This is a genomic window from Hymenobacter ruber, assembly GCF_054783255.1.
Map to the genome: position 1 here is coordinate 40,539 of NZ_BAAGQX010000001.1, position 12,761 is coordinate 53,299.

At 55.8% G+C, this 12,761-nt stretch carries 13 protein-coding genes; 10 read left to right on the forward strand and 3 right to left on the reverse strand.

Going from position 1 to position 12,761, the window contains the following annotated elements:
• The first annotated feature begins 363 nt into the window (after positions 1–363).
• From ACYVM5_RS00230 to ACYVM5_RS00265, 8 genes are all read left to right on the forward strand, one after another.
• A complete protein-coding gene (locus ACYVM5_RS00230; protein WP_460616174.1) occupies positions 364–708 on the forward strand; it encodes a hypothetical protein in 345 nt (114 codons plus the stop codon).
• A gap of 10 nt (positions 709–718) precedes the next feature.
• Positions 719–1,009 carry a hypothetical protein gene (locus tag ACYVM5_RS00235; RefSeq protein ID WP_460616175.1) on the forward strand — a complete coding sequence of 97 codons (291 nt, stop codon included), beginning with the start codon at positions 719–721 and terminating at the stop codon, positions 1,007–1,009.
• 10 nt (positions 1,010–1,019) lie between these two features.
• Positions 1,020–1,355: a hypothetical protein gene (locus tag ACYVM5_RS00240; protein WP_460616176.1), complete on the forward strand. Its 336-nt coding sequence runs from the start codon at positions 1,020–1,022 to the stop codon at positions 1,353–1,355.
• A 29-nt stretch (positions 1,356–1,384) separates the two neighbouring features.
• The gene (locus ACYVM5_RS00245) at positions 1,385–1,720 is read left to right on the forward strand and encodes a hypothetical protein (protein ID WP_460616177.1); all 336 of its coding nucleotides are present in this window, start codon (positions 1,385–1,387) and stop codon (positions 1,718–1,720) included.
• A gap of 212 nt (positions 1,721–1,932) precedes the next feature.
• A complete protein-coding gene (locus ACYVM5_RS00250; RefSeq protein WP_460616178.1) occupies positions 1,933–2,346 on the forward strand; it encodes a hypothetical protein in 414 nt (137 codons plus the stop codon).
• A 159-nt stretch (positions 2,347–2,505) separates the two neighbouring features.
• Positions 2,506–2,820, forward strand: coding sequence for a hypothetical protein (locus ACYVM5_RS00255; RefSeq protein WP_460616179.1), 315 nt, complete (start codon positions 2,506–2,508; stop codon positions 2,818–2,820).
• Positions 2,821–2,971: 151 nt separating this feature from the next.
• Positions 2,972–5,296, forward strand: coding sequence for a type I DNA topoisomerase (gene topA, locus ACYVM5_RS00260; protein WP_460616180.1), 2,325 nt, complete (start codon positions 2,972–2,974; stop codon positions 5,294–5,296).
• On the forward strand, positions 5,266–5,628 hold the full coding sequence (locus tag ACYVM5_RS00265; protein ID WP_460616181.1) for a hypothetical protein: 363 nt from the start codon (positions 5,266–5,268) through the stop codon (positions 5,626–5,628). Before topA ends, ACYVM5_RS00265 begins: the two co-directional genes overlap by 31 nt.
• Here ACYVM5_RS00265 and ACYVM5_RS00270 read toward each other — a convergent pair.
• Complete coding sequence (locus tag ACYVM5_RS00270) at positions 5,625–6,080, reverse strand: DUF3606 domain-containing protein (protein WP_460616182.1); 456 nt, start codon at positions 6,078–6,080, stop codon at positions 5,625–5,627. The genes ACYVM5_RS00265 and ACYVM5_RS00270 overlap by 4 nt on opposite strands.
• Before the next feature lie 184 nt (positions 6,081–6,264).
• Positions 6,265–7,002 carry a hypothetical protein gene (locus ACYVM5_RS00275; RefSeq protein WP_460616183.1) on the reverse strand — a complete coding sequence of 246 codons (738 nt, stop codon included), beginning with the start codon at positions 7,000–7,002 and terminating at the stop codon, positions 6,265–6,267.
• Positions 7,003–7,326: 324 nt separating this feature from the next.
• Here ACYVM5_RS00275 and ACYVM5_RS00280 point away from each other — a divergent pair, with 324 nt between their 5' ends.
• Positions 7,327–10,422 carry an Eco57I restriction-modification methylase domain-containing protein gene (locus tag ACYVM5_RS00280; protein WP_460616184.1) on the forward strand — a complete coding sequence of 1,032 codons (3,096 nt, stop codon included), beginning with the start codon at positions 7,327–7,329 and terminating at the stop codon, positions 10,420–10,422.
• A complete protein-coding gene (locus ACYVM5_RS00285) occupies positions 10,422–12,080 on the forward strand; it encodes a DNA methyltransferase family protein (RefSeq protein WP_460616185.1) in 1,659 nt (552 codons plus the stop codon). The genes ACYVM5_RS00280 and ACYVM5_RS00285 overlap by 1 nt, the downstream gene beginning before the upstream one ends.
• A gap of 99 nt (positions 12,081–12,179) precedes the next feature.
• Here ACYVM5_RS00285 and ACYVM5_RS00290 read toward each other — a convergent pair whose 3' ends face one another.
• The gene (locus ACYVM5_RS00290; RefSeq protein WP_460616186.1) at positions 12,180–12,752 is read right to left on the reverse strand and encodes a hypothetical protein; all 573 of its coding nucleotides are present in this window, start codon (positions 12,750–12,752) and stop codon (positions 12,180–12,182) included.
• Positions 12,753–12,761 lie beyond the last annotated feature (9 nt).

Below are 12,761 nucleotides of genomic sequence, written 5' to 3' on the forward strand. Positions count from 1 at the left end.
CACTTTACTAGGCCCATAACGAAACGGCAAGACGAGCCTGAGCTGCATGAACATACTCGCGGGGCGTCAGCCGGGCTGTTCCCAGGGCAATGACAAGTCCCAGGCCACCAAAGCTCTGTTCGGGGTAGCATAAACCTGCAGTTCAAAGCGACGTGGCCGGGCGAACTGAAAGCGTAAGCAACCGGCTGGTGGCCAGTAACGGGCTGGATTTCCTAAAAAACGAGAGGGAAAAGCTATTCAGTGCCATCTTCTCACACCCTGCCTAATTAATCAATAGTTGACAATTTAATTTAAATAAAATTGAAACATTAATGTCGAATTTCGCGTTTAATATCTATCAGCAACGCACTAAAAAAGCCTTTTATGAGTGCCAAACCGGAAGTTGTCGAAGAAGCTTATACCATTTTATCGCAACTAGGGGGCCGTCGATTCCTCGTGATGACCGGGGCCGACAAGCTCATGGCCGCCGGACGGACGGCCAGCAACCCCAACCCCTGGCTGCGGATGGACCTGCGCGACAATCAGGCCCAGGTGAACCGGCTGAAAATTACGCTCATGCCGACTGACACCTACACGGTGGAGTTTTACCACCAGAAGCTGGTCGACTGGGAGCCGGTTATCACCAACCAGCAGACGTTTGAAATGGTGTACGGAGAGGATTTGCCCGCCCTCTTCACCTCGGTCACGGGCTACGATACCCACCTGTAGCCCCTACCGGATGCGAGCCAGCGAAGCCCCCACCATCATCCACCCGGATTGGAACCAGTACCGCCACCGGGTTATCGCCGCCATTACCGACGTGGAAATGCTGATGCAGCAGCTGGGCAAAGGCCTCGACAGCGACGGCCTGACCGCCGAAGTGGCCCACCGGCTCGGGCTGCGCATCGATACCCAGGCCGATTTCGACGTGCTCAGCGCCTTGGTGCGGGCCGTGCGCCCCATCGGCCGCGAAGCGCTGCGGGCCACCCGCGAGGACCAGGGCGGCCAGTTTTCTCTCCTGCTACTTTAATCCTCATGCCATGCCCCAGCCCCAGTATTTAGTTGTTGGCGACGCTGTGTATTACGCCCGGGAGCGGGCCGTCGGCCTGATTTACACTACCTACGAGCGGGGCCGACACGAGCGCCCCGGCGTGCAACTGCTGCTTAGCGACGGCCGCGACCTGAGCGGCTTCAGCGCCGAAGAGGCAGACCAGTTTCTACAGCCCTTGGGGGATTCGGGCCTGCGCTACGAGTTTGCCAACGTGGGCCAGCTGGCCCATGACTACCAGCGCGGGGTGTTCGGCCAGGCCTTCCACAACGCCCGGGTACTGCTACTCGCGCGGGAAATGGCCAGCCCCGAGCCGCCCCTTCAGTAGCCATTTTCTACCTTTTGTTCTTTTTTTCCATGCTCCCGACCACTCAGCACCCCCTGAATAGCCCCGTTTTCGCCCCGCAGCTGGCTTATCTGGCCGTTGAGCAGCAACCGGCCGACTCCGCCGAAGCGCAGCGCCTGGAGCAGCTGCGGCAGCTTATCGAGGCCGCGCCGGATACGGCGGACCTGCGCGGGTTTGCCGAGGCCGCCCATCAGCTACTGGGTCCCGGCTACCAGGTGCACTGCGGCAGCTCGCACGTCTGGATAAAGCGCGACGACCAGCCCGAGCGCCTGGCCATCGTGGCCGACCGCTACACCACCGCCTACCGCGAGTGGAATAGCCCACTACCCACTTCGGGGCCGGAATAGCCGCTTATAAAAAGTGGTTTTTCAGTTCCGGCTTTGCTTTAACTTACTTCACTAATGATTGCCTGTTACTCCGACATGTGCCGCTTTGGCCTGTGGTCCAAACGTTAAACAAGAATGGCGGGTGCTCCAGCACCAAATCGGCTCAGGATAATTTTGCTCCCCGCCGCTCCGAAAGGACCAACACTTAACCTGCAACCGGGTTATAACAGCCAATGAAACGACTGACGGATTATTTGGAGTGTTTGCACCGCCCCGAGACGGGCACGATAGTGGTCCGCTGGTTGCGTGAGGTCACCCCGGCCGAAATGCGGACGAGTTACGAGTACCTATTGGTAGAGGCCCAAAGCCTCGGCTCCCGGCTTTGGCTGCTCGACATTCGGCGGCGCAACAACGAAGACCCGCAAACCGCGCAGTGGCTCATTGACTACTACATGCCCCAGCTGGCGGGCTTGTTTGGTGGCCCCTCCTTTCTGGCATACCTGCTTTCGCCTGCCCACTTGGTGCGCGTGGACGACCACACGGTCAGCATCCAGCATGTCGCGCAGTTGCAGCGCTCGGTGCATGTCGCCCTGTTTATCGAAGAAGGCGCAGCAAACGAGTGGCTGGTACAGCAAGCCGGCAAGTAAGCCTAGGCAGCGAGCCGGCAACGTGCTGGTTTACCTCGACCGCATCACTGAGCCCGATGGAGCGGAGATACTCCGCTCCATCGGGCTCAGCTTTTTTGAATAGCCGAACTATGGGACGGTTGAGGCCGTAATGTTGCAAAAATTGACTAATCTTTGCTCGTGTTAGACCTCTTTGCGGCCCCGGCTATGCTCAAACCAAGTTCCTATAATTCGCTGGCCGAACTCATTCACGCCCTGGGCATGCGCAGCGACACGGCCCGGCACATCGGCATCTCGCACAATACCCTGAACGTGCGCATGGCCAAGCCCGGCAGCTTCACGCTGGATGAGCTGGTGAAAGTGGCCGAACTGGCCAAGTCCGACCTGCTCACCATGACCAGGCTGGCCCAGAAGCAGATGGATAACCCCGTGGAGCCGCCAGCCCCGGCGCTGGGCCGCCCGCGCTTCAAGAAGAACCAGCCAGACGCCAGCTAGCTTTTAGTCAGCTAACGCCTAGTTTAGGCAGCAGCTGGACTACCACTCGTAGCCAGTTTCTGCACTTCACCGCCGACTTTTTACCACTCGTCCTTTTTTCTGAGAAGGGCTAATTGGGCTTGGTAGTTTCGCTGCGTACTAGCTGCTCAGCATGAAGCTTATTATCGTCGAAAGTCCCAACAAGATTAAAAAAATCAAGGGCTACGCGGGGCCCGATTACGAGGTAGCCGCCTCGGTGGGCCACATTCGGGATTTGCCCGTGGGCGGGGGGGATATTGGCATTGACCGCGAGCACGGCCACGCCCTGAAATACGTCGTCAGTGACGACAAGAAGGCCGTGGTCGCCAACCTACGCCGCCTGGCCAAAGCCGCCGGCCCCCAGGGCGTGTACCTGGCCACCGACCCTGACCGGGAAGGCGAGGCCATTGCGTTTCACCTCTGCGAAGTGCTGGGCCTCGACCCGCGCACGACCAAGCGCATCGCCTTTCAGGAAATCACCGAGAAGGCCATTAAGGCCGCGCTGGCCGCGCCTACCACGGTGGACCTGCACCTGGTGCACGCTCAGGAGGGCCGCCGGGCCGTGGACCGGCTGGTGGGCTTCACCATCAGTCCGGTGCTCAACCGCAAGCTGGCGGCCGGCCTCTCGGCCGGCCGGGTGCAGTCGGTGGCCGTGCGCCTGGTGGTGGAGCGGGAGCGGCAGATTCAGCAGTTCAGCGACACGTTTACCGTGCCGGTGGTAGCCACGCTGCAGACCAACCACGGCGAGCAGCTGCGCGCCCGCCGCACAGCCGCGCCCTTCGCCGCGCTTGACCAGGCGCAGGCCTATTTGTCGCAGGTCGGCCGCGGCGCAGACTTTGGGGTGCTGAGCGTGGAGAAGAAGCCGGTGGAACGGCAGCCCGCCCCGGCGTTTTCCACTTCAACGCTGCAGCAGGAGGGGGTGAAAAAGCTCCGGTTTACCGTGCAGAAGGTGTCGGACCTGGCCCAGAAGCTATTCGAGGGCGGGCACATCACCTATATCCGCACCGACAGCGTGAACCTGGGCGAGGAGGCTACCCAGCAGGCGCAGGCGCAGATTACGGCGCAGTTTGGGGCCGGCCAGTTCCAGGCGCGCCAGACCAAAAACAAGGACGGCGCGCAGGAAGCCCACGAAGCTATCCGCCCCACCCACTGGGAGCAGGCCCACGCCGGCGACACGCCCGACGAGCAGGCGCTCTACCGGCTGATATACACCCGTGCCCTGGCCTCGCAGATGCTGGCCGCGCAGTACGACCAGACCACCATCACCCTCGCGCCGGCGGCCGATGCCGCCGACACCTACACCAGCTCCACCCGCGTACTCACCCGGCCCGGCTACTTGGTCGTGTACCAGGATGCCGAGGAAGAAGGGGAGGAGCGCGATGACGAAGCGGAAACGACGCTCAAACACCCGGTGCAGGAGGGAGAGGCGCTAACGCTGGTAAAGCTGGAGGCGCGCCAGAGCTTTGCCCGACCCGCCAAGCGCTACAACGAGGCCACCCTGGTCGCGGATTTGGAAAAGCAGGGCATTGGCCGGCCGAGCACTTACGCGTCCATCCTGCGCACCATCTTCGCCCGGAAGTACATCAGCACCGGCAGCGTCGCGGGCAAGAAGCTCACCGCACAGGTGCTAACCTGGCAAGGTGGCCATCTGAGCACCAGCCAGCGCAGCGAAACGCTGGGCGCGGATAAGGACAAGCTGCTACCCACGGCCACCGGCACCGAGGTCACGGAGTTTCTGGAGCGCCACTTCCCCAAGGTGATGGACTACAAGTTCACCGCCGGCTGCGAGGCCGTGTTCGACAAGATTGCCCGGGGCCAGCAGACCTACCAGCAATTCGTGCCGATGTTCGACCAGAACCTGCTGGGCTGGGTGGCCGCCGCCGACCAGCTCACGCCGGACCGGGCTGAGCTGCAGAAGCGCCTCATCGGCCAGTTCGAGGGCACGGAAATGCTGCTGGGCACCGGCAAAAACGGCCCCTACATTCTGCACGCCGAGAAGTATTACAACCTTCCCGAAGGCGTCAGCCCCGCGCAGTTGAGCGAAGCGCAGGCCCGGGACCTCATCACCCAGCGCCGCGCGTCAGGCCCCCGCGAGGTGGGTCTGCACGAGGGTAAACCGGTAGTGGTGGGCCAAGGGCCGAAAGGCGTTTACCTGAAGTGGCGCGCGCAGTATTTCAACGTACCAGTTGGCATAACCGCTGCGGCCGTTACCCCGGCGCTGGCCGTCAATTATCTCATCAGAGCCCAGGCGGAAGCGGCCAAGAACGTGCTGGTCACCGTGGGCAAGTACACCATCGGCCGCAACGAGTGGGGCCTGTATGTCACCGATGGGGAGGTAAAAGCTAAGTTTAAGCCCGACTGTACGGAGGAGCAGGCCCGGGCCACCACGGCCGAGCAGGCCGCCGAAATGATTAAAAGTTTCAAAGCATGGAAGAAGAAAAACGCGGGCCGGAAGTAGCGCCCCTGAGCTTTCCCGACCTGAGCCTGGCCCTGCCCTATCAGGACGCGCTGCTCTACGCCCAGAACCGGTTGAAGATGATTGCCCGGGGTGGGCTGCTGCCGTTCTGCGAGGCGCACAAGTTTCCTTACACCACAATTATCAACCTGAAAAATGGCAACCTGAAGAAGGAAGAGCCCCGGTTGCTGCACCGCCTGTTGCGCAGCCTCGACGTGCAGAACGAGTTGCTGCAGTTTCCGCCGGATAGCCCGAGTCAGCGGTTTCTGCTGCCGGATGGAGAGGCGTTGGCCACTTTTCAGCTACAGATGGCTTACTTTAAGTCTGTTGATTAACGCGCTAAGTAAGCTTGCACATCGGCTACCAAGACACCGACGGCGAGTACAGCATTTCGCAAACGCGTTTCGGTACAATTGAGGGTCTGGTACCAATAATTGACCTCCATCGTGCAAGCGAGATTGATACGAATGGGACCAACAGGTGGGGGAGCGCCATTATGGAAGGACAAGGTTAGGAGTTCAAATGTATTCCCGCGCCAGCGCAGCCTATTCTCACAAACTTGGTTATCCATTGATTTTGGATAGGCAAAGAGAGCGTTCGTACAACCCTGCGGAAACCGGAACTGAAAAACAGCATTTTCAACGCATTTGACGTGAGTTAAGAAGCCATTCGGAAAATGGTAGTGGCTGTTGTGGAACTCTTGAAACGGATAAGAAACTGCGCATACAAGCTGCCAAGCGTAGGTAAAAAGGCTGTTCATTTGCCCTTTTGGCCAAGCTTGGTTCATAGAGCCCTCGCTTGAGGCTTTCCAGGAAGTTCTGCAACAGCTACGGTAGACTGTCAAGCGGGCAAAACGGGCGCTAGGTAGGTTTTAGCCTCATTCCAAATCTAAATGTTTAGGGTTCTCTCTTTCCTGAAAGGCCCATAAGCGCACTAAGCGTATAAATCTTCCCCTGCGGAAGAAGAACACCTTATACCGATGTGTGAGGAGGCAAACCTTTATAACGGCTATGATATATTGCTTCTACTTGCTCCGAAAAGACTTCTATCCTAAGTGGGGATTCTGAGGTTGGGAAATTGGGCTTGATTGTTCCCGTAGTAGGGTCCCATAGGACAAATGAAATTACCTCTGCTCGATGAACTGGCTCATCAAAGCCTGTTCGCCGGGATAGGCGTTCCAGGGTCTGAATAACAGCAGATAACCGAGGTTCCCCAATGCAAGGCTCAGGGAAAATAACCATAAAGGCGACCACTGCATGAGGAAAGCGCGTGTGCACTGTTGTCGCTTCCGTTGCCAAGTCATTAATCATATTCTGCCAGTTCTTCTTCACACTATCGGCATCATTGAGCGACTTGGAATCGAAGGCGAATCGTACTCCATCAGGGCGGTACCCAACATCAAAGTTTTGCGGTCTTACACCGCCAACGATTCTAACAGGACCAACCTCAACACAATTAGGCTGGGCAGGTGTCAGGTCATTGCCATTAGGAGTAACCACGGGTAGATTCCCCAGCATAGCTGCCAAAGCATCTCCAACGGCCTTATCAAAAAGCTCACACAGGTCACTTGACGACAGCGGGCGTTTGCGGCCTAGCTTGTTGCCTTTTCTAACCCATTCGTCACCAAATGCTTTAAGCTCGGGCGGGGGAATGAGTACAGCTGGCATTGCCTGTAAACTGGGCGTCAGCCGCCGGGGTATTTTTGCCATCAATCGCTTTTTCTACGGTATTCGCTAGGACCTGCTGTTCAAGTGGGTAAAACCTGCATTTTCGGCAAAGTAACTCTTGTCTGGGCTAATTCAAGGAGGCTTGCACACTTAGGCTTACGATAGCCATCATTGGATAAAAAGCCAATTTAATTAGCAATTTTATGCTAGTTTTGTTGGTAGGCAAGTGGACTACTTTGAAAAAACGCTGCAAGTTTGGCCAAGGACTGCTGAAACTAAGGGATGCCGTTGGCTAGAATGGTAGCTTTGATTTCTCCTAGTCTACCGGATGATATCCGAGCCCTGTTTTATACCGCCTGCACATCCATGTACCGACTTACCCAAACCAAAGCAGAAGCTTTGGAGCAACTCAGCCGACTGGTTGTAGCATTTGCAGACCAGCATGCGCATTATCAAGGTGCTGCCTACAAGGAATCGCAGTTGCGTAACGATTTCCTTAACCCCTTGCTGAAAACGCTGGGTTGGGATGTAGACAACGAGCTAGGTAAGTCTCAGTACCTGCGTGATGTTGTCCAAGAGGAGGAGTTAGCCGTTGAGGAAGACGACGTTCTAAAGATGAAGAATCCGGATTATACGCTCCGGGTTGCGGGTTCCCAACGACTGTTTGTGGAAGCGAAGAAGGTGGCGGTGAATGTCGAGCGTTCCCCAAATCCGGCTTTCCAAACGCGCCGCTATGGGTGGAGCGCAAATTTGGTCATTTCGGTCCTTACCAACTTTGAACGATTAATTATCTACGATTGCCGCATCAAACCCAGTGCCGGGGACGACCCGCACTTGGCCCGCTACCGCAGCTATCACTACACGGAGTTCATTTCTCATTTTGAAGAAATCTATGCTTTACTGAGCTTTGAGGCGGTCACCGGCGGGGCAATTGAACGCTCCTTTGCGGTTGCTCCGCAGGGCGCTTCTCCCTTTGATGAATTCTTCCTTCACCAGATAATCGACTGGCGGCAACGGTTAGCGCAAAGCATTCTCGCCACGAATGCTACCCTGAACGAAGAAGACATCAACTTTCAAGTACAGCGCCTGCTTAATCGCATCATCTTCCTGCGTATATGTGAGGACCGTGCCCTAGAGCAGTATGAGACGTTACACGCAGTTACGAGCTATGAGGAGCTCAAGACACTTTTCCTGAAAGCGGACAGGAAGTACAATTCAGGGCTTTTTGGCTTCATTGAGGACACGTTATCCTTGTCATTGCAACTGGATTCGCAGTTGTTGATTGCCATCTTCAACGAGCTCTATTACCCCCAGAGCCCCTTTGACTTCTCGGTCGTCGACCCTGAAATCCTTAGCCAGATTTACGAGCGGTTTCTAGGGAGCCGGATTAGCATAGAAGCAGGCAATCAGGTTCGCATTGTTGAAGAGCCCGAAGTGGCGGCCTCGGATGGGGTGGTGCCAACGCCCAAGCTAGTCGTTCGCAAAATTGTGCGTGACACCCTTGGGCACCTGGTGGCGGGCAAGTCATTTGAAGAAGTACTGTCCTTGAAGATTGCCGACATCTCGTGCGGCTCCGGCACATTTCTGATTGCGGCCTACGACTACCTGGTACAATACCTGACCGACCACGTTAGTCCTGCTCAAGTCCAGGAAGGACTTGCGCGCCCCGCGCCGGGGAATACTTATCAACTAACGTTGCGAGGCAAGCAAGCAGTGGTGACCCAGTGCCTGTATGGGGTGGACATTAACCCGTATGCGGTTGAAGTAACGCGGTTTAGTTTGTCCTTGAAGCTGGTGGAAGAGGAAAGCGCGGCCACCATTGCGGACCATCTGAGCCAACCCAGAACCACCGTACTGCCTAATCTGGATGCTTCCATCCGGTGCGGTAACTCGCTACTGGACGACACCTATTTCGCGTTTAACCCCCAGGCCAGCGGAGACGATGCGTTGCTCTTTCGGATTCGACCCTTCCAGTGGACGGTAGAATTTCCCTTCTTGAGCCGCACCGGTGGGTTTGACGCGATTATTGGCAACCCGCCCTATGTGCGCATCCAGCACATGGTGCAGTACGCAGCCGAAGAAATAGCTTTTTATCGTAGCACTCGGGGGGATTACCCCGTGACCGGTGGCAGCAGCGGGTCGTTCGATAAATACTACCTCTTTATCCAACGAGCTCTGACCTTGCTAAATCGCACGGGTTATTTGGGCTACATCGTGCCAAACAAGTTTTTCACCATCAAAGGGGCTGCTGCTTTGCGCAGCTACATCTGGAGTCATAGCTCTTTGGCCAAAGTGGTTCACTTCGGCGTCCAACAACTATTCCCAGGCCGGCTGACCTACACCGCCATCGTGGTGCTGAGCAAGCAGCCTCGAACAAGCTTTGCCTTTACCCGCGTTCGCAACGTAGCCCAGGAGCTGCTCGGGGAGCCCGCAAGCAGCTCCTACGCGGTGCAAGACTACGGCGCGGCTCCGTGGATGTTTGTATCGCCCGAAACGAAAGCCCTATTCGAGCGCATTCGCGCAGGCAATACGGTGCCACTGCATCAGATAGCCGATATTCCCGTCGGCCTGCAGAACAGCAACAACAAGCTTTACATTATCCAGCCCACGGCCCAATCCGCCACGACCTTTCGGTTCCTGGATAAAAACAAGGACCCTTGGGAGATTGAAAAAGCCATCTGTGTTCCGACGCTGAATAAGTTAGCGTTCAACCTTTTCGATACCATCGAAGCGAATGCGTGGATGATTTATCCCTACGCTCTGGTAGGTGGCCAGGCCACCCTGTTGGATGAGCAGACCCTACAACAAGACTACCCGCTCTGCTGGGCTTACCTCAGCCACCACCGGGCAGAACTGGAAGCCCGTAACATCAACGGCTTTACAGACCCGCTAACCGACGAGCCCTATTGGTATCAGTACGGCCGGACCCAGAGCTTAGGCAAGTTTGATAACGCGCCGAAGCTGCTGTTCCCGGTCCTGTCCACGCAGCCCAAGTACGTGTACGATACCACCAACATCCGCTTTACCGGAGGCGGGAGCGGACCGTACAACTCCATCCTGAGCACGTCGGACTACTCCTTGCTGTACCTGATGGGAATCTTGAGCCATCCGGTATTCGAGGGAATGGTGAAAGCGAGGCCGAGTGAGTTTAGCGGGGGCTATTATTCCCACGGGAAGCAATACATCAAGGACCTCCCCATCAGAAGGATTAACTTTGCCGTGCCGGCTGAACGAGCGCTGCATGATGAATTGGTAGATACCGTTCAAGCATTAATTGCGGCTACGGCCCAGCTTAAAACAACACCTAACCCGGCTAATAAGCAGGTAGTAAGGCAAAAAATACGCCGGCTGCACGAGCAAATGTTCACGCAAGTGGACCAGCTTTATGGCTTGGCGGCGACGGACAAAGACATAGTAACCGGGGACGAACTCTTGTACGCCCCCACAAATGAGACAGACTGATGGGCGTTGCGCTAGGAGCTAAAGTAGATACGGATAAACTGCGGGGCGGGTACTACACCCCCAAGCCCATCGCGGACTTCATTTGTCGGTGGGCCATTCGGTCCGCCACGGAAACGGTGCTAGAACCCAGCTGCGGCGATGGAAACTTCATCGAAGCATCTATCCAGCGTTTTATGGCACTTGGTTTGTCGCATGATGAGCTATTCGGCCACATCCAGGGCGTGGAGTTGATGGAGGAGGAGGCTATTAAGGCGAAGGCCCGGGCAGAGGCGTACGGCCTCAATTCGACGACTATTGTCAACTCCGACTTTTTTCGGTTTGTACGGGATTTGCCAGAGGAGAAGACCTATGATGTAGTAGTGGGGAACCCACCGTTTATTCGCTACCAGACCTTTCCCGAGAAGCACCGCAGCTTGGCCATCACGCTGATGTCGGAACTAGGCATCATTCCCAACAAGCTGACGAACATCTGGGTCCCCTTCCTCGTGATTGCCGCGAACAAGCTGGCGGCCGGTGGTCGGTTGGGGATGGTTATCCCGGCGGAACTGTTTCAGGTAAAGTACGCGGCTGACACGCGGGTTTTTCTTTCGCATTTCTTCCAACGTATCACCATCGTATCCTTTACCAAGCTGGTGTTTCAGGGTATTCAGCAGGAAGTGGTGCTGCTACTTTGCGAGAAAGAAGCAACGGAAAATCAGGGCATTCGAGTAGTAGAGCTAGCCAGCTTAGAAGAGTTATTGACGTTGGACGTCGCTAAGATTCAGGAGGCCCCCATTAAGGCAATTGACCATTCCCGAGAGAAATGGACCAAGTACTTCCTGGACATCGACCAAATTGAGTTGATGCGGCGCACCAAGGTGGACGAGCGAATCCGTACCTGTGGCTCTTACATGCAGGTCGACGTAGGCATCGTAACAGGCCGCAACGAGTTCTTCATGCTGAAAGAGGAACAGGTGCAGCGGTTGGGGTTACAAAACTACGTGCAACGGGTCGTGAGCAAGTCCCCGCAATTAAAAGGCATTGTATTTCGAGCTACGGACTTCGAAAGCAATTCGGACGACCAGAATACCACGCATCTATTTGTTCCGCCGAACGAGGCCTTTGAGGCATTGCCCGCCGCTTGCCGGGAGTACATCACCTTCGGTGAGGAGCAGGGCTACAACGGCGGGTATAAATGCCAGATACGCAAGCGCTGGTACATTACGCCATCCTTGCGCCAACCGGATGGCTTCGCTCTGCGCCAAGTCAACGAGTTTCCCAAGCTCATTCTGAACCAAGGGCAAGCGTCCTCGACCGATACCATTCACCGGGTGCGGTTCAACGCCGGAGTTGATGGCCCCTTGGCTGTTGTTTCGTTTCTGAACTCGCTGACCTTTGCTTTCTCTGAAATCTTAGGCCGCAGCTACGGCGGCGGTGTGCTAACCTTTGAGCCCACGGAAGTAGAAGAGCTACCGCTTCCGATGCTCCTTAGTAGGGATGCGGTGGATTTTGAGGAGATTGACTGCTTAATGCGTCAAAAGAAGATTATCGAGGCATTGGATATTGTTGACCAAGCGCTACTAATTGAGCAAATGGGCTACACCCGTGCCGAAGTCCTAGCGTTCCGGAGCATTTGGCAAAAGCTTTCAGCACGTAGGATTGGTAGAAAGAAAAAGTAGTCATACTTAGAGCATTATTAAACAAATAGGGTAAAACTTCCTAAGTAGGAGGTTTTACCCTATTTGTTTAATAATGCTCTAAGTATAAAAGTAATTATATTATTGAATATGTACTGGTTGTCGCAGCACCCATACCTCATGAGTAGCCACCAATTCTGCCTTTCCCTGTTTATCCATATTAGCCATGGCGTGCAGATAGCCAAGCCGGTTGTGGCCTTCAATTAATTGGTGTGGCGCCACCAACTCCTTTCCAGGAGGCAACGTGCCTAAAGAGGTCACGTCTAGTACAACTGGCGGGGTCCGCCAAGTGCCTTGTTCTTTCCAGTGAGCTAGGTCTTTTTTAGTGCAGCAAAACTCATCAAAGGTCTGGCAGCGTTCCCGGGTTTCAACGCAATCTCGGTATGCTTCGACCACATACAGGTTCAGAAGGTCTTGTGACGACCACTGCTCCAAGCTAAAGTCAAGGTGGTCGTAATCCAACCAGGCATAGTTTCGGCGGGTAACGTACTCGTCCTGCAGTCCATGAATCCACTGCTCTAATACAGGCTCAGGGACGTTGGGCACAAGGGAATGAACGCGTTGATAGTACGCGTCAAACTCCCACATTGTCCGCTCCTCTGGCAAAGCAGCTAGGCGTATCCACGAGGGAGAAAAATTAGTTGACTCTTTCATCTACTGGAA